The sequence below is a fragment of the Streptomyces sennicomposti genome (assembly GCF_019890635.1).
GTDB classification, from domain to species: Bacteria; Actinomycetota; Actinomycetes; order Streptomycetales; family Streptomycetaceae; genus Streptomyces; species Streptomyces sennicomposti.
The window spans coordinates 1-22,426 of record NZ_JAIOAB010000085.1 but is presented as its reverse complement, the minus strand read 5'-3'; the positions used below and the strand labels follow the sequence as shown (position 1 = coordinate 22,426).

Here is a 22,426-nt window from a genome sequence, read left to right as displayed (position 1 = left end):
TCGCCGCGGTGGCCCCGCGGGCGGCCGAGCGGGCCAAGGTCATCGGCGATCCCACCCTGGAACGCCTGCTCGCCTCCCGCACCCTGCGCGAACCCTTCCGCGCCGCGCTGGGCACCGGAGCGCGCAGGCTCGTGGCGCTCGCCTCCACCTGGGGACCCGAGTCGCTGCTGCGGCGCGACCCCGGTCTGCCCGCCCGGCTGGCCGCTCTCCTCCCCTACGACGAGTTCCAGCTCGCGTTGGTGGCGCACCCCAACGAGCACAGCCGACTCGGCGCGTACGAACTGGCCGAGCGCCTCGCCCCGGCTCTTGCCGCGGGCATGGTCCTCGCCCGGCCGCACGAGGAGTGGGCCTCCGTCCTCGTCGCCGCCGACGCGCTGATCACGGACCACGGCTCGGCCGCGCTGTACTACTGCGCCGTCGAGGACCGGCCCGTCGTCAGCGTCTGGCGCGGCGGAGCCGAGCTGATCCCCGGCAGCCCCATGGACGCGCTGCTGAGCCGCGTGCCCCGGCTGGAGCGGGCCGAGGACCTGGCCGAGGCGGTACGCGCGTACCGGCCCGGGACCGGGCGGGAGGCCGCCCGGGCGGCCTTCGCCCACCAGGGCAGGGCGCTGAACCGGCTGCGGACCGAGCTGTACGCCCTGCTCGGGCTGGCCCCTCCCCCGCACGCCAGACCGCTCAGGCTCCTGCCCGCCCCGCGCCCGGCCGCCCGTACGCCCCTGGCCTTCGACGTGGACGCCGAGGTCGCCGGGGACACCGTCCGCGTCGCCCGCCGCCCCGCCGGCCTGGGCGATCCAGGGCACCATCTGGCCGTCGAGCACGGCGCGGAGAGCGAACGGCTGGCCCGCTCGGCGGGGTTGCTGTACCGCCGTGCCCTGCCCGCACCGGCCGCCCACTCGGGGGTGGCCTGGACGGCGGACGGCTGGGCGCGGCACGCGCTGTCCGCGTACCCGGGCTGCCGTACGGCGGTCGCGATACTGCCCTCCGGTCTCGGCCTGCTCAGAATCCGCGGCCGCGCCCACGCCTACGCCTTCCGGGTCGAGCCCCGCGGCGAGGGCGGCCGGATCGTCCGCGCCGACCCGGCCGCCGCGGCGTCGGCCGTCCACGCCTGGCTGCTCGCCCACCGCGACCGGCCCGTCACCACGGCCAGGGTGAGCTGCGTCCTCGGCGACCGCTCCTTCGACGTACTCCTGCGCCCGGCCGCCCCCGAGGAGACCGCGGAGGCGGTCTAGAGGCCCCGGCCGGGCGCGGGTACCGCCCGAACGGCGAGAGCGCCGCTCAGGCCGGGGTCCCGTCCTCCCCGAGCCCGTTGCGGCGCCGGATGTCCTCGGCCGCCGCGCGGTGGTCGGCCGCGCGGGCGCCGTGTCCCTCGGCCTGCTCCAGCTCGGCCAGCGCGTCGTGGACGCGGGCCTCGTCGAAGCCGGAGCCCCGGCGGCGGGCGGCCTCCAGCGACTCCTCGTAGAGCGGCCGGGCCTCCTCGGCACGGCCGAGCCGGCGCAGGACGCCGGCGAGCGCGAAGCCGGTGCGCCGCGTCATCCGCTCGCGGCGCAGCTCCGCCGCCTCGGCGTGCGCCTCGGACAGCAGTCGGACCGCCGTGTCCAGCTCGCCGAGGTGCGCCTCGGCCTTGCCGAGTTCATAGGTCTGGAGCATCACGCCATAGGGGTTGGGGATCGCCTCGTGCAGGGCGCGGCAGCGCGTGAAGTGCTCCACGGCGGTGGTCCAGTCCCCTCGGGCGCCGGCGAGCTTGCCCCTGAACTCGACCACGGACGCGGCGAGTTTGCGGTCCCGTTCGCTGTCGCCCAGCAGATCGCGGACGGCTTCGGCGCGGTCCAGCTCGCCGGCCGCCTCGTCGTAGCGCTCCGCCTCCCAGAGATGACGGGCGAGCTGGCAGCGGGTGCGCACCAGCCACGCGGCGTCCGCGCCGTGCCGGACCGCGGAGGCCACGGCCAGCCGCAGCAGGCCGATGACGTCGGACTGGTGGGGGTGGTCCAGGGCGTACGTCCACACCGGCTCGGACAGGGCCACCACCTCGGTGTCCAGACCGCGCTCGTGGGCGAGGCGCGCGCACGCGAACAGCGCGTGCCGCTCCTCGTGCAGCCAGCGGGAGGCCCGGTCGGCCCGCTCGGCCCTGCCGTCCGGGTCCGCCGCCTCCTGCGGATCCGGGAGCGGGACGTCGGGTGCGCCGGGCACGGCGTCGAACTCGGCGACGACGGTCAGCCTCCGCCCGGCGGCGAACCGGTCGGCCCGCTGCGCCTGGCGGACGAACCAGCGCAGCAGCCGGGTCAGCGCCTGGTCCGTCTCGCCGCCGTCGCGGCCGTCGCGGCCGTCGCGGCCGTCGCGGCCGTCGCGGCCGTCGCGGCGCGAGCAGCGCAGGGCGTGCGCGCGCAGGGGGCCGGGCAGCCGCAGCCGGGCGCCACCGCCGTCCGTCATCGCGCCGGCGTCCAGTAACCCGGCCCGGTGCAGTTCCTCCAGCGCGTCCTCGCAGGCCTCCGGGCCCGCTCCCAGCAAAGCAGTGGCCGACTCCAGGGTGAACGTGGTGGCGGGGTGGTGCGGCAGGAGGCGGTAGAGCCGGGCGGCCGTGGCGGACAGGTCGCCGTAGACCGTGTCCCAGACGCGTTCCACGCCGTCGATGCCGTTGTCCGCGAGGCGGTCCCGCAGTTGGGGGACGAGACGGGCGAGCGGGCGCAGCCGGTGTGCGCGCACCCACTCGGCCGCGGCGTGCAGGGCGGCCGGCATGCCCTCGCACAGCCGCACCAGCGACCGGACTGCCTCGGGGTCCGCGGCCAGCCGGGTGTCCTGGACGATCAGCCCCAGCAGCTCGGTGGCGGACGCCTCGTCCAGCGGCGGCAGCGTCTCCCCCACTCCGGCGCCGTCCTCCAGGTCGTGCAGCGGGCCGTGGCTGGTGACGACGACCAGGCTGTCGCCCGACGCCGGGAGCAGCGGGACGACCTCCGAGGCGTACCGCGCGTTGTCCACGACGAGGATCAGGCGCGTCTCGGCCGTCCGCCGCCAGTACTGCCGGCAGCGTGCCTTGAACTGGGCGGCCACGAAGGAGGGTTCCACGTCCAGGGACTCCAGCAGCTGTGCCAGGACGTCGCCGGGGTCCAGCTCGCCGCCCAGCCGGAAGTCGTCGAGGTCGACGGCGAGGATCCCGTCCGGGAAGGAGTCGCGCAGCGCGCGGGCGAGCAGGCGGGCCAGTTCCGTCTTGCCGATGCCGCCGGGGCCGCTGAGGTTCACGACGAGGGGCCGGGAGCGCCCGGTCCACTCGCTCACCGCCCGCAGCACCCGCTCCTGTTGCCCGACGCGGTCGACGAAGTGCGCCGGTCCCGGCGGAAGTTCCATCCTCATGCGACGCGCCCCCACACCTCTCGTCCTCGCCCGTCCGCCCGGGAGGCCCACGCGGGCCGCACGCTCCCGGACCCCGTGATGCGTACAACGCAGCACTTTAGACGCGCAGTTCGGGGATCGGGCGGATCTCGCGGACGCCGTGGTGGGCGGGTCGCCGACGAAGGCGGCGTGGGCGCGGCGCGCGCCCCCGGCGACCCGCGTGGTCCGCCCGGACAACCGGACCGTGTACGACGGCGAGATGCGGCCCGCGCGGCGGTAGCGGTGCGTACCGCGTGGCGGTAGCAGTGCGTACCGCGCGCCGGTAGCGGTGCGGCCCCGCCGGGCGGTGGGGCCGCCCGGCGGGACGCGTCTCGCGGCTCTCGGTCCAGGTGAGTCGTACGGCCCGGAGAGGGGCGCGGGTCAGGCCGCCGAGGTCTTCGCCGCCGGGGTCGCCGGGGCCGCCTCGGCCGGCTGGGCGGGTTCGGCCGACTGGGCGGGTTCGGTCGGGCGGGGGGTGGTCAGTGGGTGGCGGCGGGTCGGGAGGCCGTTCGTCGGGTTGGCGACGCCCCAGGCCGCGCCCTTGCAGACCAGTTCCTTGTAGCGGGCGGCGAGACGGCCCGTCAGGGCCGCGCGGACGGCGCGGTCGTCGGCGGTGACGTACTGGATCAGGCCCTCCTTGCGGCCGAGCGAGACGCACTGGTTGAAGTAGCGCAGCGGCACCTTCGGGACCTTGCGGCCGGTCAGGCGGGCCGCGAGGGCGTCGGCGGCCTGCCAGGCGGACGGGACGCCCGAGGCGCACGACATCCGCAGCGGCTTGTCGCCGGGGCCCATGGCGAGGGCCGCGTCGCCGACGGCGTACACCTGCGGGTGCGAGACCGAGCGCATGGTGTCGTCCACGACGATCCGGCCCGTGGCGGAGACCTCCAGGGTGGTGGCCCGCGCGATCGGGTGGACGGCGAAGCCGGTGGTCCACACGGTGGCCGCCGACGGCAGTTCGGTCCCGTCGGCGGTGACGACGCGGTCGGCCTCGACGGCGGTCACGGCGGTGTCCTCGTACACCGTGATGCCGAGCCCGGCGAAGACCTTACGCAGATGGGCGCGCCCCTTGGGCGAGAGCCAGTCGCCGAGGCCGCCGCGCGCGGCCAGGCCCACGGCCAGGTCCGGGCGGGCCTCGGCGATCTCGGTCGCGGCCTCCACGCCGGTGAGGCCGCCGCCGACCACGAGCACCCGCTCCCCGGCGGTCAGCCGGGCCAGGCGCTCGCGCAGCCGCAGCGCGCCGGGGCGGCCGGCGACGTCGTGGGCGTGCTCGGCGACGCCGGGGACGCCGTGGTCGTTCCCGCCGCTGCCGAGGGCGTAGACGAGGGTGTCGTACGGCAGTTCCTCGGTCCGCGGCCCGTGGGCGGCGGCGGGGTCGGTGACGGTGACCGTCCTGCGGTCGGCGTCGACGGCGGTGACCCTCGCGATCCTCAGGTCGACGCCGGTGCCCGCGAACATCTCGGCGAGGGGCCGGGGCCTGAGGTCCTGGCCGGCCGCCAGCTGGTGCAGCCGGACGCGCTCGACGAAGTCCGGTTCGGCGTTGACGAGGACGAGGGAGACGTCGTCGCGGCGCAGCCGCCTGGCGAGGCGGCCGGCGGCGATGGCTCCGGCGTATCCGGCTCCGAGGACGATGATCCGGTGCTGCTGCATCTCCTGGCTCCTGTCTTGAGCGGGTTCGCCCCTTGAACCGGGCGGCCCGCCGTTTCCTGACAGGACGGGAATGTGAAGCACGTCACATCGCGGGCGGAGGGGTCAGAAGGCGCGGAACAGGGGCTCCCCGTGGTCGGCCGCGGCCCAGTGGCGGGTCGCGCGGTCGAGCTTGTCGGGGTTGACCTGGCTGCGGAACGCGGCGATGCCCTCGGGGGTGACCTCCAGGCAGATGACGCCGACGACCCGGCCGTCGACGACCGCCACCACGGCCGGGTCGCCGTTGGCGGTCGCCGCGTAGACCTCGGGCGCGCCGCCGAGCAGGGCCTCCTTGGCCTTGCTCGGCTTGAACAGGCCCCGCATGAACTTCGCGACCGCGAGGGCGCCTTCGAACGCCTTGGCGCGGGCCGGGACCTTGCCGCCGCCGTCGCCGACCGCGATCGCTTCCTGGGTGAGCAGCCGTACGAGGGGTTCGGTGCGGCCGCTGGTGGCTGCCGCGAGGAACTCCTCCACGATCCGCCGGGCGGCGGCCTCGTCGATCTCGGCGCGGGCCCGGCCCTCGGCGACGTGCTTCCTGGCGCGGTGGAAGGTCTGCTGGCTGGCGGCCTCGCTGATGTCGAGGATCGCGGCGATCTCCCGGTGCGGGTAGTCGAACGCCTCCCGCAGCACGTACACCGCCCGCTCGCCCGGGGAGAGGCGTTCCAGCACGGCCATGACCGCGTACGAGACCGACTCGCGCTGTTCGGCGGTGTCGGCGGGGCCGAGCATCGGGTCGCCGGCGAGCAGCGGTTCGGGCAGCCACTGGCCCACGTACGTCTCGCGCCGGGCGCGGGCGGAGGTGAGCTGGTTGAGGCACAGGTTGGTGAGGACCTTGGTCAGCCAGGCCTCGGGGACCTCGATACGGTCGTGGTCGGCGCCCTGCCAGCGCAGGAACGCCTCCTGCACCGCGTCCTCCGCCTCGCTCGCGGAGCCGAGGAGGCGGTAGGCGATGGCCTCCAGACGGGGCCGGGACGCCTCGAACCGGTCGACGTGCTGCGCGGTCAGGACCATGCGGCGGATCCTAACCGGCGGGGGTCGAGGGGAACCACGGTGCGCGGCGTGCGATGCGCGGGCGCGGTGCTGCGCGGGCGCGGTGCTGCGCGGGCGCGGTGTGCGGGCGCGGTGTTGTGCGGGCGCGCGGCGCGCGGTGTTGTGCGGGTGTGCTGTGCGGGCGCGCGGTGTTGTGCGGGCGCGGTGCGGGGGCGCGCGGCGCGCGGTGTGGGCCGGTCGGGCGGTGTGGTCTTCCTCTCGGTGCGGGGGCGGGCGCGGGTGGAGGCGGTGCGGCCGACGGCGGGGCTCCGCCGCCCGGGAAACGGGCGTAGCGGGAGGTCAGAGCGCCGGGAGCGGCCCCGGGCCGGGCCCGGCCGGCGGCGACACTGCGGTGCGGGCCGGGCAATATCTGTGGTCGCCAGGTAAGAAATCAATACGGCGCACCAGGAATATTCCCCGTCCGGGCGACACGGCGTAATTAATCATCACGCACGGGCGAGGGGGACGTGTTAGTGTCGTTCCCAGTTGCAGTAGTGGTTGCCTGGACGTTTTTCCGACGGGCTGATCATCTCGGCGACCGGAGTCCGCACAGGGCGAACTCCGAGCACCGTCCCGAAGGAGAAAATTATGGCTACCGGCACCGTGAAGTGGTTCAACTCGGAAAAGGGCTTCGGCTTCATCGAGCAGGACGGCGGCGGCCCCGACGTCTTCGCCCACTACTCGAACATCGCCACCCAGGGCTTCCGTGAGCTGCTCGAGGGCCAGAAGGTGACGTTCGACATCGGTCAGGGCCAGAAGGGCCCGACGGCCGAGAACATCGTCCCCGCCTGACGCCCACCGGCGCAGACGCGTACTTTCGCAGCTGGGGCCCGCACCTTGGGGTGCGGGCCCCAGCTCGCTGCGTTTCCGAGGAAGTGCGGGAAATATCCGCCCGTCGCCTCTTTGTTTCACTTCTCGTCATTCGACCGTACGTCGTTCGTTTTCCCACCGTTCGCCGTTTCACTGCCTCATCGCTCTTCGGCTCGTTCTCGCGATTCTCAGCGCCGCTCGATCGGCTGCGGGAATTCCTTGATACGTGTCGCGGATACGTGTCGCATCAAGGAAGGCTCCGTATGAACCGTCATCGTGCACGCTCCACCCGCTCCTTCTCCGGTTCGGGCGACTCCGGCGGCTCCGGCCGCTCCGGCTTCCGCTCGGGCGGCTCCGGCGGCAACCGCTTCGCCGGTTCCGGCGGTTCCGGCGGCTCGCGCCGCCCCCGCCGTTCCCAGGGTTCCGGCGGCCGGCCGGCCGCCGCGTCGGGTGAGTTCGCGCTGCCGAAGACCATCACTCCCGCGCTGCCCGCCGTCGAGACGTTCGCCGAACTCGACCTGCCCGCCCGGCTGCTGACCGCCCTCGAACGGGAGGGCGTCACCGAGCCGTTCCCGATCCAGGCGGCGACGCTGCCCAACTCCCTGGCCGGCCGTGACGTGCTCGGCCGCGGCCGCACCGGGTCCGGCAAGACGCTCGCCTTCGGCCTCGCCCTCCTGGCCCGTACGGCCGGCCGGCGCGCCGAGCCCCGGCAGCCGCTCGCCCTCGTCCTCGTGCCCACCCGCGAGCTGGCCCAGCAGGTCACCGACGCGCTCACCCCGTACGCCCGTGCCCTGGGGCTGCGGGCGGCCACCGTGGTCGGCGGCATGTCCATCGGCCGGCAGGCCGGCGCGCTGCGCGGGGGAGCGGAACTCGTCGTCGCGACGCCGGGACGGCTCAAGGACCTCATCGACCGCGGCGACTGCCGGCTGGACGAGGTCGCCGTCACCGTCCTCGACGAGGCCGACCAGATGGCCGACATGGGCTTCATGCCGCAGGTCACCGCGCTGCTCGACCAGGTGCGGCCGGACGGGCAGCGGCTGCTGTTCTCCGCCACCCTGGACCGCAACATCGACCTGCTGGTCCGCCGCTACCTGAGCGACCCGGTCGTCCACTCCGTCGACCCCTCGGCGGGCGCGGTCACCACGATGGAACACCACGTGCTCCACGTGCACGACACGGACAAGCACCGCACGACCACCGAGATCGCGGCGCGCGACGGCCGGACGATCATGTTCCTGGACACCAAGCACGCGGTGGACCGGCTGACCAAGCACCTGCTGAACAGCGGCGTCCGCGCGGCCGGCCTGCACGGCGGCAAGTCCCAGCCGCAGCGCAACCGGACCCTCACCCAGTTCAAGACCGGGCAGGTGACGGTGCTGGTGGCGACCAACGTCGCGGCGCGCGGCATCCACGTCGACAACCTCGACCTGGTCGTCAACGTCGATCCGCCCACCGACCACAAGGACTACCTGCACCGCGGCGGTCGCACCGCCCGGGCCGGCGAGTCCGGCAGCGTGGTCACCCTGGTCACCCCCGACCAGCGGCGCGCCATGAACCGGCTGATGGCGTCGGCCGGCATCAGCCCGCGGGTCACGGCGGTGCAGTCGGGCGGCGACAGCGAGCTGAGCCGTATCACCGGCGCGCAGATGCCGCCCGGGGTCCCGGTGACCATCGCGGAACCGGTCGCGGAGCGCCCCGAGCGGCGCGCCAAGCCGTCGTCGTCCCGTGGCCGCCGCGGCGGCGCCGGCCGCAACCGGTCCGCCGGCACCGCGGCGCGGCGCGGTCCGCGCCGGGAGGGCGGGATCAGCCCGGCGGCGTAGCCCTGCGGGGCGGTGCGGCGCCGGTTCGGCGCCGCACCGCTTCGGTTCGGGCGGGCGCCGGGCCGGTGCCGTCCATCCGGTGCCGATCCGGTGCCGGTGAGGCCGGTGGGGCGGTGGGATCGGCGGGGCCGGTGCAGGCGCCCGGTTCCCGTCGCCGACCGTTCCGGGCGCGCCGCCCGGCCGGGAAGCGCCCCGCCGGAGAGGCTACGGCCAGGAGCATCGGCCGGAGACCCGACGGCACGGGCCGTCCCGGAGACCCACGGCGGCACGAGACGTACCGGCCGGCAGGACCGCGGCCGCGGCCGCGGAATCCATCCATCACATCCGCAGGAGGCAGTTTTGGCAGTCCCGGTCCGTCCGACAACGCTGACATCGCCGTCGCCCCTCGCGCCCCTGGCGCCCGCCCGGATGCGGCAGCACCGCACCCACCCCGCGCCCGCCGCACCGATCGCCCCGACCGTCGCGGTCGACGTCCCGGACACCTGGGGTCCGCGGGTCCGCGACGACATGACCGTCGAGGTGGCCCTGTCCGTGATGTCGGGGGCCCAGGTCGAGTACCTGCTCCTGTGCGACGGGGACGACGAGTGCACCGGCTCGGTCACCCGCGCCCAGCTCGCCGCGCACCGCGACTGCTCGACGTACACCGACCGGGTCCGCCTGCGCGACGTGCTCGGCGGACCGCTCGCCCCGCCCGACGCCCTCGCCTGCTGATCCGCTCCCGCCCCGGCAGGCCCCCCTTCCTCCTCCCCCCGTACTCCCCCGCTCCCTCCCCTCTCCCCTGTGAGGCACCATGCGCTGTGTCATCGCCCGGTACCCGTTCGAGCTGACCAAGGCCGGGGTCCTGGAATCCATGAAGGGCGTCAAGCCCGAGGCCGTCACCGCCGAGTCCGTGACCATCGGCCGCCGCCGCTACCCGGTCAAGCAGGTGGGCGAGGTCGTCACCCGGCAGGACCGCCGCGACTTCAGTGGCGGCGAGGTCATCCGGGCCATGACCCGCCTCGGCTTCACCTGCCACCCGCACCCCGACGCCGAGGCCGCCGCCGCGCCCGCGCCGACCCCGCTGCAGACGGCGTCGGAACTCCTCGGCGGGACGAGCGCCCTGGACGCCTGAGACCGGGACCGCCGAGGCAGCCGCCGAGGCCCCTGGACGAGGGGCCGGTGAAGTCCCCGACGACGGGCCGGTGACGTTCCCGGCGGACGGGCCGGTGAAGTTCACCGGCGCCCCGCCGCCGGGCCCGTGAGGCCCCGGCCTGCCGGGCCGGGGCGGTCCCGCCGGCCGCCTCCCGCCCGGCGCCACCGACGCATGGTGTTGAATTTCCCTCGGGGCCCTGGTGCCGTACGGCGCCGGGGCCCTGTGACGCGTCGGGGCAACGAGGTGACATGACAGCAGGCAATCCGCTCAGCGATCGACTGGACGACGACGACTACCCGGCGTACACGATCGGCCGGGCCGCCGAGATGCTCGGCACCACGCCGGGCTTCCTGCGCGCCCTCGGCGAGGCCCGCCTGATCACTCCGCTCCGCTCCGAGGGCGGCCACCGGCGGTACTCCCGCTACCAGCTGCGCATCGCCGCCCGCGCCCGCGAACTCGTCGACCAGGGCACCCCGATCGAGGCCGCCTGCCGGATCATCATCCTCGAGGACCAGCTGGAAGAAGCCCAGCGCATCAACGCCGAGTACCGCCGCGCGGCGGGCCGGCCGGCCGACGGTCCCGCGGCCCCCTCCGACGGCTGAGAAGTCCTCCCCGCGGTCGAGCGCGGCGGCTGCCTGACCCGGGCGGGTGCGGAACGCCGTCCCCGCGGCGCCCGTCGCCCTCGTCGTCCGCCGCAGCCCGTCGTCCGCCGCACCCCGTCGTCCGCCGCTTCGGGCCGGACACGCGCGCCCCTCACCCCGCGCCCGCGCCCGTCGCACCCCGGCTGCTCCCGCATGCGGAACAGTCGTTCCAAGAAGGGGAAGCCGGCCTCGGGGGCGAAGTCGGCCACGGGGGCGCAGGCGTCCGTCCCCGATCACGCCGGTCGCCGGCATCCGCGCGGACGCCCTCACCCACGCCGCGCCTCGGCCCCGCCGACGGGCCGCCGGCTGTGTTCCCGGTCTCCTCCCACCGGCCCCGGCAACCGAAGCTCCCACTGCTACCGTCTACCAACCCGTAGACGTTCATCCATAGGTCAGACTGACTTCACGAGGATTCCACCTCTGTGTCACCGAGCGTTCCCGTACCGCTCCCGCACCTGAGCACCCGGCCCCGGAGATCCACCTGATGACGACTTCCTCCCCGCCCGCGCTTGCGCTCGACGGCGCGTCCATCGACGGCGGCCTCTACACCGACGTCACCGACTTCGCCCGTCACACGCACTGGCTGAACGGGACGGCGGCGGCGTACTCCTCCGTCGGCATGGGGGTGTTCGCGGTGATGCTGCTCGCCGCCTGGTGGCGGGCGCGGCGGGAGGGGAACGCGGTGATGACCGCGGTGCTGGCCACGCCGTTCGCCGTGATCATCGCGTATGTCGCCAACACCGCGATCAAAGACGTCTTCCAGGAGCCGCGCCCCTGCCGGGCCCTGCCCCACGACTTCCTCATCGAGGCGTGCCCGCCGGTGGACGACTACGCCTTCCCCAGCAACCACACGACCGTCGCCTTCGCCTTCGTGGCGGCGCTGTTCCTGATCAACCGGCGACTGGGCCAGGTCGCGCTGCTCGCCGCCGTCGCGATGGGCGCCTCACGGGTGTACGTCGGCGCGCACTACCCGCACGACGTGGGCGTCGGCGCCCTGGTCGGCACCGTGGTGTCGCTGCTCGTGGTGCTGGCCGCCCGCCGGTTCTGCCAGCCGCTGGTGCAGCGGCTGCGGGACGGGGCGCTGCGCCCGCTGCTCACCGCCGCGCCGCCCTCCCGGCACGCCGCGGGACACGCCGCCGAGCAGGACACGGACCGCACGATGCAGCTCGGCCGCATCCCGGCCCCGACGTCCGGCGACGCCACCGGGCGCACCGCGGACCCGGCGGCCGGGTACGCCGCCCCCGGTCACCCCGTGCCCCCGAGGGCCGGGTACGCCGCCCCCGGGCGCTTCCCGCACCAGGCCGCCGGCGACCCGGCCGGGCATCCCGCGCAGCACACGGCCGGGCAGGGCTACGGACGCCCCGTGGAGCACCCCACCGGACGACCCGCCGCACAGCCCGGCGCACAGCCCACCGGGCGCGCCCCGGAGTGGCGGTAGGACAGGCACGCGCCGGAGCGGCGGCAGGCCGGACGCATCACAGCCGGGCGCATCCCGGCTGCATGCATCCGGCCGGGCACATCACGGCTGCACGCATCCGGCCATACGCATCGCGGCCCCACACAGCGCGGCCATACGCATCACGGCCCCACACAGCGCGGCCGTACGCATCACGGCCCCACACAGCGCGGCCGGTCGAGCGCCGACCGGGCGGGCCGCCGCCTCAGTCGTTGCCGTACGGCGGACGGCCCCGCAGCGTGCGGGATCTGAGCCGGCGGTCCCGGCGGACCATGACCCAGGTGCCGGCCGACACGACCAGCGTCGCGGAGGCCAGCGGCACCAGGAAGGGCGTCAGCCCGATCACCGCTGCGGTCAGCGCCGTCACGGCCGTCACCGCCCCTCCCCGCCGGCCGCGTGCCGTGGCGTCCGCGGGCCGGCGGTCCCGTTCGCGCCGGTACCGCCGGTCGCGGCGGTGATCGCCGCCTCGATGGCGGACATGCGGTCGGCCAGCAGCGCGAGGGCGTTGGTGGCGCGGGTGAGCGGGTCCTCGGCGGGGCCGCCGAGGGCCTGGGCGCGGGCGTGGGCGGACTTCAGCGCGGCCCACCGCTCGGCCTGCCCGGGCATGAGCGTGCCGCGCAGTTCGGCGAGTTTCAGCAGGTTGGCCTCGGCGCCGGTGGTGAGGGTCTGGGCCTCGGCGGTGAAGTGGTCGTCCAGTACGGCGGCCAGTTCGGCGGCGTTCATGATGGGCCGGACCCGCTGGGCGATCCGGTTCATGGTGCGGTACGAGCCCTGGAGGCGGAACGGCGGCTCGCTGCGGGTCTCCTCCGCCTGGGCGGCGGAGGCGATGTAGGCGGCGTTGACCGCGAGGACCGTCTCCCGTGCGGTCAGCAGATGGCGCAGCACGGCGGTGATCTGCCCCAGCTCGGCGGGGGCGTAGGGGTGGGTGAGGCGGTCGGCGCGGGCCGCCGGGTCGCCCTCGGCCAGCCGGACCAGCAGCTCCAGGTCCGCCCGGTCGCGGCCGGCCAGCGGCGCGAGGACCGGGTTCGAGGTGAGCGCGTTCTCCAGGAAGCTGAGCGCGAACGCGTCCTCCTTGCCGGTGAGGACGTCGCCGAGGTTCCACACGTCGGCGCGGTTGGCCAGCATGTCGGGGACGCGGAAACGCTCGCCGGACTCGGTGTACGGGTTGCCGGTCATGCACACCGCGAAGCGCTTGCCGCGCAGGTCGTAGGTGCGCGGCGCGCCGTCGTGGACGCCGTCGACGCGGCGGGTGGCGTCGCACAGCGGGATGAACTTTTGGAGGAGTTCCGGCGAGGTGTGCTGGATGTCGTCCAGGTGGAGCAGGGTGTTGTTGCCGGCCGCCAGCGCGAAGTTGATCTTCTCGATCTCCTGGCGGGCGGTGGCGTTCGGGGCCTCGGCCGGGTCGAGCGAGGTGACCGCGTGCCCGAGGGCCGGGCCGCTGACCCGCACCATCATCAGGCCGAGGCGGTCGGCGACGTACTCCATCAGGGTCGTCTTGCCGTAGCCGGGCGGGGACAGGAGCAGCAGCAGGCCGCCGGTGTCGGTGCGCTTGGTCGCGCCGGCGGTGCCGATCTGGCGGGCCAGGCTGTCGCCGACGAGCGGCAGGTAGACCTCGTCGACGAGGCGGTTGCGCACGAACGACGCCATGGAGCGCGGCCGGTGCTCGTCCAGGCGCAGCCGGGCCCGCTCGGCGGCGACCAGGGCGGTGCGCCGCTGGAGGTGGGCGCGGAAGGCGGGCGCCTCGTGCTCGGCGAACCGGCGGGTGCGGGCGAGGAACTCGTCGATCCGCAGCGGGAGGGCGCGGCCGGTGATGCGCGGGTGCGCGCCGAGCAGGCCCTCGGCGACGGTGACCGGGGTGAGGTCGGAGTCGTGCCGGGGCAGGTCGGGGCACAGCTCGACGGCGACCGCCTCGGCCAGGTCGCCGGGCGTGAGGGGGGTGCCGGTGGCGTCCGCGTACGCCGTGAGCCAGGCGGCGGTCAGCTGGTGGCGCGCGGCGAGGTCGTCCAGCGCGGCGAGATCCTCGTCGTAGGCCGAACCGCCCACCGTACGGCGGAACTTGTCGAGCAGCGTCCGGGCGGCGGCGCTGACGACGAACCCGTCGGGCCCGGAGGTCAGCTCCTCGAAGAGGTACGCGGCGGCAGCGGCGGCGAGGTCGCCGGCGGCGGAGCCGATGGCCGGCGCGCCGCCGGACGCCGGGGAGGTCCCGGCCGTCGCGGCAGAGCCGCCGAGCTGCGGGGCCGCGCCGGCAGCCCCCGCAGCCGTGGCGGTGGCTCCCGCGGCCGTGCCAGTGACGCCCGGGGTCGCGCCGGTGGCCCCCGGGGCCGTGCCACCGCTCGCCGGGGACAGCCCGGCCGCCGTCGGACGCGTGCCGCCGGGCGGCGAGGAGGCGCCCGCAGCCGGAAGCGCGCCGCCGGAAGCGGAGGAAGCCCCGGAAGCGGAGGAAACTCCGGACGCCGACGAGCCCCCGGCCGCCGCCGAGTACGCGACGCCGGACGCCGGAACCGCCTCGACCGCCGCCGAGGAACCCCCCGGCGCCGCCCAGGCACCCCCCGGCGCCGCCGGGAGCAGTCCGGCTCGTGCCGTCCACTCCCCGATCGCCGCCGCCAGCTCCGCCTCCAGGGCGGCGATCGCGCTGGTCGTGCCCGGGCCGAAGGCGGCGCGGGCGCGGGACAGGGACGTGGCCCGGCGGGTCCAGGCCGTGCGGGTCTGCGGGGTGGTGCCGTGGGACCAGAAGAGGTGGGCCGCGGCGCGGGCCGCCGGTTCGTGGCGTTCCGTGCCCGCCCGTTCGTACAGCGGCAGCAGCGCGGTCAGGACGACGGTCGCGTCGTGGTCGTGGACGCCCCGTTCGTAGCCCTCGTCGTACGCCTCCCGCGCGGCCCGGCGGACCAGGTCCGGAAGGTCGTCCGCCGCCGCCAGGGCCTCCGGCCCGACCTCCCGCAGCAGGCGGGCGGCCAGGTGCTCGGCGCGGTAGACCTCGGGGGACTCCGAGGGCAGGGTCCGCTCCCACAGCGCGCCCGCCGCCGTGAACGACGGGTCGGTGACCGGGGCGCGGTAGTCGGTGCCGGTGAGCGCGAAGGCGAGGCCGTCGCCGTCCGGGACGAGGGTGAGGTCGAGGGGCTGGGTGGTGACGGCGAAGCGGTGGGCGCCCAGGCGGATGGTGCGGCCGCCGTCTGCGTACAGGTCGGTGCGGTCGCGCAGGGCGCGGGCGGCCTCCTGGCGGGCGGCCTTCAGCCGGCCGTCCAGCTCCTCCGCCCGTACCGGGTCGCCGAGTTCGCGCAGTTCCTCGGCGGTGCGGCGGACCTTGGCGACCATCGGGTCGGAGGCGAAGTAGGTGCTGACCGCGTCGGCGTCGGCGAGCGTGGCCGCACGCCGGGCGACGGTCTCGAGGATGCGCGCGGCGGCGGCCGTGAGCTGTTCGGCGCGGCGGGCGCGGGCGTCCAGCAGGGTCTGCTTGCGGGCGGAGAAGGCGTCGTAGACCTCGGTGCGCTTGGCGGCCAGTTCGCCGAGGAAGTCGTCGAACTCGGCGAACCGGGACTCCAGGTTCTCCAGCCGCACCAGCGCGCCGGAGAGCTGTTCGTCGCACGCCTCGGGGCTGTCGGCGACGGCGAGGGCGCCGGTGACGGCCTGCCCGAGCAGCGCGAACTCGGCGGCGAACTCGGCCCGCCCCTCCCGGTCGGCCAGCTCCCGGCGGCGGGCGCCGAGCAGGGCGCGGGCGCGGTTGACGCCGCCGAGCACCTCGGCGATCCGCTCCAGCACGGAGGTGCGGACGGTGGCGTCGCCGATGTCGAGCCCGGCGACGACCTCGGTGACGGTGCGCAGCGCGCCGGCCAGTTCGTCCAGGCGGGCGGCGACGGGTGCGGCGGCGGCGACGGACTCGATCGCCTCGGCGTCGGCGACGAGCTGCTCGACCTCGGTGTGGTGCTCGGCGAAGGCGTCCTCGCGGGAGAGGTGGGCGACGGCGCGCTTGCCGAAGGCGGCGAGGTCGGTCCCGGCCTGCGCGGCGAGGTCGTCGATGCGGGCCGTGTCGGCGTACCGCATCTCCTTCAGGGTCATCAAGTGGCCCTGAGCCGCTCGTAGTTCGGTGAGTCCGCCGACCCAGGCGGCGGCGCCGCGCGGGGCCTCGCCGCGCAGCCGGCGCACCACCGCGGCGAGCCGTCCGGCGGCCTCCTCCAGGGCGTCGGCGGCCTGCCGGGTGAGCGTCCGCACGGTGCGGAACTCGGCCAGCACCTGCTCGGCGGTGCCGCGTACGGCCTCCAGCGGGGCGCGCAGGCCGCCCAGCTCCGGGTCGCCGAGCCAGTGGTGGGTGTCGGCAGTGCGGACGCAGGCGGCGGCCAGCGCCTCGTACACCTCCACGGTCGGCGTGGTCTCGGCGACGGCGCGGCTGATGGACAGGCAGTCGGAGATGCCGCGCACCAGGTCGGCGTTGCCCACGCGGGCCAGCGGTCCGGTGCCGGCGGTGGCGGCGGCGTGCGTGTCGGAGACGTAGGGCGAGGTCCACAGCTGGAGCGGGTGCACGCGGGCCGGTTCGGCGGCGGCCCCGGCGGGGTCCGCGCGCAGCGCGAGCAGCGCCCCGTCCTCGAACAGCGCCCACCCGTGGCAGACCAGCGGGGTGGCGATCTCCTCGCGGATGGTGTTGTACGACAGCAGCAGCCCGCGGCCCTCGGCGCGCCCGTGGAAGGCGTAGAGCACGTCCTCGCCGTAGGGCGAGCGCACCTCCCGCTCGAACTCCAGCCCGGTGGTGTCGAGTTCGTACGTCTTGTACGCCCCCGTCGCCAGGCAGTAGCCGCCGGCGAAGACGATGCCCTGGTCCTCGGGCAGACGGCGGCAGCCCTGGCCGATGCCGTCGAGGCGGACGACGGTGCGGGTGAGGGTGTTGAAGACGAGGTAGCGGTCGGCGTCCTCCTTGTAGGGGCGGACGCGGAGCAGGATCAGCGCGCCGACGCGGGCGTGCGCGATGTCGGCGTCGGCGAGCGCCTGGAGCGGCTCGTCCACCGGTTCGCTGTGGACGCCCTCGCCGGTCTCGGTGTCGTCCTCCGTCTTGACGGTGAGCGTCCCGCCGACGGTGGAGACGTGGATCTCGCCCTGGATGGAGACGTGCGGGTGGCGGCCGAGGCGGTGGTCCTCGCGGGTGGTCGCGGTCCAGGCGAAGTCGTGGGCGGGCGGCAGGACGTGGTCGCGGTCGCCGCGCGCGTCGAGGAAGACGGCGCGGCCGTCGGCGGTCAGGTCCCAGCGCAGCGCGCGGATGTCGTCGGCCTTCTCGCCGGTGCGGAAGACGGCCAGCAGCCGGTCCTCGCGCAGTTGCAGGCGCAGCAGCCTGGCCTGCCGGTAGTAGCGGTGCAGGGCCGCGAACTCCCGGACGAAGGCGGGGTCGTCGAGCAGGCCCGGAACGGCGTCCTCGGGCAGCCGGTTCTGGTCGCGGTCGTAGAGGGCGAGGACGTCGCCGACCCGGACGTCCGGGCGGGCGCCGGCGTGCACGCCGTTGAACCCGAACAGCAGCCGCCCGCCGACGGCGACGACGTCCCGCGGGACGGACGCGTGCTCGGTGCGCAGCCGGCCGGCGCCGGTGAGGTCGAGCCGGACCGCGCCGAACTCCGCCGCGCGACGGGTGTTCAACACCTCGGCGGCGCGGGCGAGTTCGGCGGCCTGGGCGGTGAGCCGGTCGCGCAGCACCTCGTACGTGCCGCTGTCCACGGCGTCGTACGGACCCGTCTGAAGGGCGGTGGCCATGGATCGTGCGTCCCTTCGGGAGGAGGTGGGGAGGACCGGGGTCCGGGTGGCCGGGTGCGGCTGCCGCCCCCCGTGGCGGCAGCCGCACCGGACCCGGACCCCGGCCGTCGGACGGCCGTCGGGCCCGCAGGCCGTCGGGCTTCCGTCGGGCCCGTAGGCCGACAGCCCGTCAGGCCGTCAGGCCCGCAGGCCGTTCGGGCTCGCAGGCCGTTCGGGCTTCCGTCAGACCCGCAGGCCGTTCGGGCTTCCGTCAGACCCGGGCGGCGCCGTTGACGGCGGTGAGCGACGTCAACGGGGTGTCGGCGAGGCCGAGTTCGCCCGCGCGGTCCAGCAGTTGCTGGAACTGACCGGCGTTGCCGCCGCCGTTCTGCATCAGCTTCATCAGCAGCGCGGACACCGTCAGGTTCTGCACGTCGGCCGTGGAGACCGAGCCGAGGATGCGGCCGAGGTCGTCGGCCAGGTGCGCCGAACCGTCCAGATACGGCTTGGCCAGCGCCTGGGCGGTGCCGGAGTGCTCCACGAAGCCGTCCACGCCCTTGCCGAAGGAGATCGCGGACACCAGCCGGTCGAAGAAGACCGACTCGCCGCCGACGATGTCGATGTCGGCGTTCTCCAGGCCCGTCGCCAGGACGGTGGCCTGCGCCTCGGCGACCTGCCGCTGCACGTCCAGCCCGGCCAGGCGGATCTCCTTCTCGGCCTGGAGCCTGAGGCGGTACTCCTCGTGGCCGCGCGAGGCCTCGTCCAGGGCGGCCATCGCCGCCGCCTTCTCGGTCAGGCCGGCCGCCTCCGCCTTCAGCTTCTCGCCGATCGCGGTGGCCTCGGCGATCGCCTTGGCCTGGGCGCCCTCGGCCTCCGCGCGCAGCCGCGCCTCGGTGCCCTCGGCCTCCGCCAGCATCCGGGCCTGGGCGGCCTCGGCCTCGGCACGGCCGGTCTTCTCGATGACCACGGCCTCGGCGTCGCGGACCTGGACGGCCGCCAGGCCCTCGGCGGCGGACTCGGCCTGCACGCCCTCGGCGAGCCGCAGCTTGGCCCGGGCGTCGAGGTCGGCTGTCTTCAACCGGGCCTCGGCCAGGGTGAGTTCCTCGGCGGCGCGGTGCCGGGCGGACTGCTCGGCGGCCTCCGCGGCCTTGATGTCCTTGACCAGCTTCTCCTGCGCCTCGGCCTCGGCGGCGATGATGATCGCCTGCCGGTCGCGCTCGGCCTGCTCCACGGCGCGGAGCTTCTTGATGGACTCCTCCTGCTCGGCGACCGTGCGGTCCACCGCGACGCGCTCGCGCACGACCTCGGCGATCTCCCGCTTCTCCGCCTCGACCTCCTTGTCGGCGGAGATCTTCGTCAGCTGGGTCTCCCGCTCGCGGGCGATGACCTCCAGCATCCGGTCCTTCTCGATGCGCTCGTTCTCCACCGCGATGACCCGCTCGCGGTTCTTGGCGGCCACGGCGACCTCGCGGGCCTGGTTCTCGCGCTGCACGCCGAGCTGCTCCTCGGTGCGCAGGAAGGCGCTCTGCGCGCGCAGCCGCTCCTCCTCCACCACGCGGGCGGTCTCGGCCTCCTCGCGGGCGCGGGAGGTCTCGATCTCCCGCTTCTGCTTGATCTCGGCGTCCGCCTGCCGGCGCTCCAGCTCCAGGATGGCCTCGCGCGCGTCGACGTTCTGCCGGGTGATTTCCTTCTCCTCGGTGCGCTGGGCCTCGTTGGTGCGCACGTGCTCGATCGCCGTCAGCTCGGTGATCTTGCGGATGCCCTGGGCGTCGAGGACGTTGGCCGGGTCGAGCTGGGTGAGCGGCGTCTGCTCCAGGTAGTCGATCGCCGCGTCCTCCAGGTGGTAGCCGTTGAGGTCGACGCCGATCAACTCGATGATCTGGTAGCGGAGTTCCTCGCGCTTGGTGTAGAGGTCGGTGAAGTCCATCTGCTTGCCGACGGTCTTCAGCGCCTCGGAGAACTTCGCGTGGAACAGCGCCTGGAGGGTGGCCTGGTCGCTGGCGCGGGCGGTGCCGACGGCCTGGGCGACCTTGATGACGTCCTCGGCGGTCTTGTTGACCTTGACGAAGAACGAGATGCGGATGTCGGCGCGGATGTTGTCCCGGCAGATGAGCCCGTCGCGCCCGGAGCGGGTGATCTCGATCGCCTTCACCGAGATGTCCATGACCTCGGCCTTGTGCAGCACCGGCAGCACGACCTGTCCGGTGAAGGACACGTCGACCCGGCGCGTCTTGGACACGATCAGGGCCCTGCCCTGATCGACCTTGCGGTAGAGCCGGGAGAAGAGGAACAGCAGCAGGAGAACCAGTATCAGACAGGCTGCGGCGAGCGCGCCGAAGACATACATGGCATACGTCCTTGCGGTACAGAGGCTGAGATGGGCGACGGCGCGGGCGGCGCCGGTCCTCGGTCTGGGGTGCTCGTCGGCGTACACGACCGGGGTGGCGGTCCGGTTCCTGATCCGGCCTCCGGCCCGGCCGATGATCCGGTCGGGCTGCGGTCGGGCTGCGGTCGGTTCCGGCCCTCGGCACGGGCCCGGTCCGTGATCCGGGCGCCGGTCCGGTGCGGTCGTCCGTGGTGCTCGACGTCCCACGGTCCACGGCCTGCCGGGCCGTGGCTTCGTGGCTTCGGCTTCGTCCCCCTCTCCCCCGCGCGGCCTCCGGCCGGCGCACCCGGCATCTGCCGGGGTCCGGCACCGGAGACCGTCCGTGGTGCTCCCCGGGCGACATGATGCCCGGCGGGCGGGAGGCCGCGCATTGCCGGTTTCCGGCAGTGTCGACGGGCGTCTCGATGCCGGTGAACGACCGAGGAAGCGGAGGCGGGGCGTCGGCGCACCGGAGGTCCGGGGCGTGTTCCCCGGGTGCGGGAGGATGGGGACATGCGTACCCGACCGGTCCTCATCTACGACGGCGACTGCGGCTTCTGCACGACCTCGGTGGCCTTCGCCCAGCGCCGTGTCCGCCCGCGCTGCGACGCGCTCCCGTGGCAGTCCCTGGACCTGGACGCGTACGGCGTCACCCAGGAGCGGGCCGAGCACGAGGCCCTGTGGGTGACCCCGACGGGACAGGTGTACGGCGGTGCGCAGGCCGTGGCGAAGGCGCTGCTGAGCGCGGGCGCACCCTGGTCCGTCCCGGGCGCGCTGCTCACCCTGCCGCCCCTGCGCTGGGCGGCCCGCGCGGCGTACCGCCTGATCGCGGACAACCGCCACCGCCTGCCCGGCTCGACGGCGGCCTGCGCGGTACGCCCGCGCGCCTGACGCCGCGCCGCGTCCCCTCGCGCGGACCCTCGGCCGCGTCCCCTTGCGCGGACCCTCAGTGGACGGACCGGGCGGGCCCTATGCTGCCGCGATGACCAAGCCGAAGATCGAACTCGTCATATTCGACTGCGACGGTGTGCTCGTGGACAGCGAACGCATCGCCGCGCGCGTCCAGGTCGCCCTCGGCGCGGAGCTGGGCTGGCCGCTCACGGAGGCGGAGGTCGTGGACCGCTTCATCGGCCGCTCGCACGCGGCCATCCGCGAGCAGGTGGCCGCCCGGCTCGGCGAGAGGACGGCGGCGCTGTGGTCCGAGCGGTTCGAGCGGCTGCACCGCGAGGCCGTGGACCTCGACCTGACCCCGGTGGAGGGCCTGCCCGAGGCCCTGGACGCCCTCGCCGTCGCCACCTGCGTCGCCTCCAGCGGCAGCCACGAGAAGATGCGGCACACCCTGGGCCGCACGGGCCTTTACGAGCGTTTCGCGGGCCGTATCCACAGCTCCACGGAGGTCGCCCGGGGCAAGCCCGCCCCGGACCTGTTCCTCTACGCGGCCGAACGGATGGGTGTGGCCCCCGACGCCTGCGTGGTGGTCGAGGACAGCCGCCCGGGCGTCGAGGCGGCCCGAGCGGCCGGCATGCACGCCTTCGGCTACGCCGGCGGCCTCACCCCGCCGGAACACCTGGCGGGCCCGGCCACCACGGTCTTCCACGACATGCGCGACCTCCCCGCCCTGCTGGCGGCCCACTGACGGCACCTGTCCCGGGGAGCATCGGGAACGACCGTTCCAGGATCGCGCCGGGCAGGGTGCCCGGCGTCGGCCCCTCCCCCCTCACCCCCTCACCTCCTCGTCCCTTCATCGCTGGACGCCGGTGCCGGACGTCCCCCTCCACGCTCGGTCCCACGCCCTGAGGTTGCGGTGGTGGAGGGTCAAGGACGTGGTGGCGTAGAGCGCGGCCGCCAGGGCCGGGGGTGTGAGGAAGGCGAGGATCGCCCAGCCCATCGTGCGGCTGCGGATCTCGTCCGTGGTCAGCGGCGGGGCGGTGAGGCGGCCGTGCGGGTCCGACCAGATGTCGATCGCCGTGCCCGCGGGCAGGCCGGGCGTGACGTCCGTCCGCGCGGTGCGCGGCCGGCCGTCGGGACCGGTGAAGCGGACCTCGACCGGGTAGCGGGTCCGTTTCGCCTCCGGGGAGCCCGGCTCGGGGTGGCGCGGGGCGGGGTGCAGCAGGACGGCCGTCGTCGGCCGGCGGGTGCGGGCCTGCGCGTCGGCGGTCTCCCGGTAGTGGCCGTAGGCCGCGTCGCCCACCAGGAACATCGCCGTGGGCGCCGCCGCCAGTGCCGTCAGGAACAGGCCCAGGGCCAGCCACGCCTGGACCAGGTCGGTGCGGCGGCGCAGGGGGTTGCGGCGCAGCCGCCAGAGGGTGACCCGGGGGAGGTCGGGGACGTCCTCCGCCGGGTACCGGTCGTCGGGGCGGTGCCGGCCCTCCGGGGGCGGCTGGGGCTCGGGGATGCCGGCGGGCATCGGTTCTCTCTCTT

The 22,426-nt window shown here is 75.2% G+C and carries 16 protein-coding genes; 9 read left to right on the top strand and 7 right to left on the bottom strand.

The annotated features are described in order from the left end of the window. A partial coding sequence (locus tag K7787_RS29595) for a CDP-glycerol glycerophosphotransferase family protein (RefSeq protein WP_223003515.1) occupies positions 1 to 1,229 on the top strand: 1,229 nt, incomplete at its 5' end. Positions 1,230 to 1,275: 46 nt separating this feature from the next. Here the strand turns inward: K7787_RS29595 and K7787_RS29590 are convergent. The 3 genes from K7787_RS29590 to sigJ form a co-directional block, all read right to left on the bottom strand. Then, positions 1,276 to 3,339: an AAA family ATPase gene (locus K7787_RS29590; RefSeq protein ID WP_223003517.1), complete on the bottom strand. Its 2,064-nt coding sequence runs from the start codon at positions 3,337 to 3,339 to the stop codon at positions 1,276 to 1,278. Positions 3,340 to 3,744: 405 nt separating this feature from the next. After that, positions 3,745 to 5,010 (bottom strand): NAD(P)/FAD-dependent oxidoreductase, encoded by a 1,266-nt coding sequence (locus K7787_RS29585; RefSeq protein ID WP_223003514.1) that lies wholly within the window; start codon positions 5,008 to 5,010, stop codon positions 3,745 to 3,747. 102 nt (positions 5,011 to 5,112) lie between these two features. After that, positions 5,113 to 6,057, bottom strand: coding sequence for an RNA polymerase sigma factor SigJ (gene sigJ / locus K7787_RS29580; protein ID WP_009189703.1), 945 nt, complete (start codon positions 6,055 to 6,057; stop codon positions 5,113 to 5,115). A gap of 606 nt (positions 6,058 to 6,663) precedes the next feature. Here sigJ and K7787_RS29575 point away from each other — a divergent pair. From K7787_RS29575 to K7787_RS29550, 6 genes are all read left to right on the top strand, one after another. Then, positions 6,664 to 6,867: a cold-shock protein gene (locus K7787_RS29575; protein WP_009189702.1), complete on the top strand. Its 204-nt coding sequence runs from the start codon at positions 6,664 to 6,666 to the stop codon at positions 6,865 to 6,867. A 281-nt stretch (positions 6,868 to 7,148) separates the two neighbouring features. Next, positions 7,149 to 8,705: a DEAD/DEAH box helicase gene (locus tag K7787_RS29570; RefSeq protein ID WP_169439661.1), complete on the top strand. Its 1,557-nt coding sequence runs from the start codon at positions 7,149 to 7,151 to the stop codon at positions 8,703 to 8,705. A 408-nt stretch (positions 8,706 to 9,113) separates the two neighbouring features. Further along, positions 9,114 to 9,416 (top strand): CBS domain-containing protein, encoded by a 303-nt coding sequence (locus tag K7787_RS29565; protein ID WP_019984003.1) that lies wholly within the window; start codon positions 9,114 to 9,116, stop codon positions 9,414 to 9,416. Between the two features lie 79 nt (positions 9,417 to 9,495). Further along, a complete protein-coding gene (locus K7787_RS29560) occupies positions 9,496 to 9,816 on the top strand; it encodes an SCO5918 family protein (protein ID WP_009189699.1) in 321 nt (106 codons plus the stop codon). 269 nt (positions 9,817 to 10,085) lie between these two features. Further along, positions 10,086 to 10,439, top strand: coding sequence for a MerR family transcriptional regulator (locus tag K7787_RS29555; RefSeq protein WP_019984004.1), 354 nt, complete (start codon positions 10,086 to 10,088; stop codon positions 10,437 to 10,439). A gap of 523 nt (positions 10,440 to 10,962) precedes the next feature. Beyond that, positions 10,963 to 11,916 carry a phosphatase PAP2 family protein gene (locus K7787_RS29550; RefSeq protein ID WP_223003513.1) on the top strand — a complete coding sequence of 318 codons (954 nt, stop codon included), beginning with the start codon at positions 10,963 to 10,965 and terminating at the stop codon, positions 11,914 to 11,916. A 223-nt stretch (positions 11,917 to 12,139) separates the two neighbouring features. Here K7787_RS29550 and K7787_RS29545 read toward each other — a convergent pair whose 3' ends face one another. From K7787_RS29545 to K7787_RS29535, 3 genes are all read right to left on the bottom strand, one after another. Next, positions 12,140 to 12,310, bottom strand: coding sequence for a hypothetical protein (locus K7787_RS29545; RefSeq protein ID WP_169439659.1), 171 nt, complete (start codon positions 12,308 to 12,310; stop codon positions 12,140 to 12,142). Further along, entirely contained in the window at positions 12,307 to 17,661 is a 5,355-nt protein-coding gene (locus tag K7787_RS29540) for a DNA repair ATPase (RefSeq protein WP_223003512.1), read from the bottom strand. Before K7787_RS29540 ends, K7787_RS29545 begins: the two co-directional genes overlap by 4 nt. Positions 17,662 to 17,911: 250 nt before the next feature. Continuing rightward, a complete protein-coding gene (locus K7787_RS29535; RefSeq protein WP_009189694.1) occupies positions 17,912 to 19,987 on the bottom strand; it encodes a flotillin family protein in 2,076 nt (691 codons plus the stop codon). A 531-nt stretch (positions 19,988 to 20,518) separates the two neighbouring features. On the opposite strand from K7787_RS29535, the gene K7787_RS29530 reads away from it, so the two are divergent. Both K7787_RS29530 and K7787_RS29525 read left to right on the top strand, forming a co-directional pair. Next, the gene (locus K7787_RS29530; protein WP_019984008.1) at positions 20,519 to 20,896 is read left to right on the top strand and encodes a thiol-disulfide oxidoreductase DCC family protein; all 378 of its coding nucleotides are present in this window, start codon (positions 20,519 to 20,521) and stop codon (positions 20,894 to 20,896) included. Positions 20,897 to 20,987: 91 nt separating this feature from the next. Continuing rightward, on the top strand, positions 20,988 to 21,641 hold the full coding sequence (locus K7787_RS29525; protein ID WP_223003511.1) for an HAD family hydrolase: 654 nt from the start codon (positions 20,988 to 20,990) through the stop codon (positions 21,639 to 21,641). Between the two features lie 105 nt (positions 21,642 to 21,746). Here K7787_RS29525 and K7787_RS29520 read toward each other — a convergent pair whose 3' ends face one another. After that, on the bottom strand, positions 21,747 to 22,412 hold the full coding sequence (locus K7787_RS29520; protein WP_223003516.1) for an Rv1733c family protein: 666 nt from the start codon (positions 22,410 to 22,412) through the stop codon (positions 21,747 to 21,749). Between the last annotated feature and the right edge of the window lie 14 nt (positions 22,413 to 22,426).

What these genes read in the sequence shown, in the direction of transcription:
- K7787_RS29530 (WP_019984008.1), top strand. Translation starts at nt 20,519, where the DNA reads ATGCGTACCCGACCGGTCCTCATCTACGACGGCGACTGCGGCTTCTGC.
- K7787_RS29590 (WP_223003517.1), bottom strand. Translation starts at nt 3,339, where the DNA reads ATGGAACTTCCGCCGGGACCGGCGCACTTCGTCGACCGCGTCGGGCAA.
- K7787_RS29570 (WP_169439661.1), top strand. Translation starts at nt 7,149, where the DNA reads ATGAACCGTCATCGTGCACGCTCCACCCGCTCCTTCTCCGGTTCGGGC.
- K7787_RS29555 (WP_019984004.1), top strand. Translation starts at nt 10,086, where the DNA reads ATGACAGCAGGCAATCCGCTCAGCGATCGACTGGACGACGACGACTAC.
- K7787_RS29575 (WP_009189702.1), top strand. Translation starts at nt 6,664, where the DNA reads ATGGCTACCGGCACCGTGAAGTGGTTCAACTCGGAAAAGGGCTTCGGC.
- K7787_RS29540 (WP_223003512.1), bottom strand. Translation starts at nt 17,661, where the DNA reads ATGGCCACCGCCCTTCAGACGGGTCCGTACGACGCCGTGGACAGCGGC.
- K7787_RS29585 (WP_223003514.1), bottom strand. Translation starts at nt 5,010, where the DNA reads ATGCAGCAGCACCGGATCATCGTCCTCGGAGCCGGATACGCCGGAGCC.
- K7787_RS29520 (WP_223003516.1), bottom strand. Translation starts at nt 22,412, where the DNA reads ATGCCCGCCGGCATCCCCGAGCCCCAGCCGCCCCCGGAGGGCCGGCAC.
- K7787_RS29560 (WP_009189699.1), top strand. Translation starts at nt 9,496, where the DNA reads ATGCGCTGTGTCATCGCCCGGTACCCGTTCGAGCTGACCAAGGCCGGG.
- sigJ (WP_009189703.1), bottom strand. Translation starts at nt 6,057, where the DNA reads ATGGTCCTGACCGCGCAGCACGTCGACCGGTTCGAGGCGTCCCGGCCC.
- K7787_RS29525 (WP_223003511.1), top strand. Translation starts at nt 20,988, where the DNA reads ATGACCAAGCCGAAGATCGAACTCGTCATATTCGACTGCGACGGTGTG.
- K7787_RS29535 (WP_009189694.1), bottom strand. Translation starts at nt 19,987, where the DNA reads ATGTATGTCTTCGGCGCGCTCGCCGCAGCCTGTCTGATACTGGTTCTC.
- K7787_RS29565 (WP_019984003.1), top strand. Translation starts at nt 9,114, where the DNA reads ATGCGGCAGCACCGCACCCACCCCGCGCCCGCCGCACCGATCGCCCCG.
- K7787_RS29550 (WP_223003513.1), top strand. Translation starts at nt 10,963, where the DNA reads ATGACGACTTCCTCCCCGCCCGCGCTTGCGCTCGACGGCGCGTCCATC.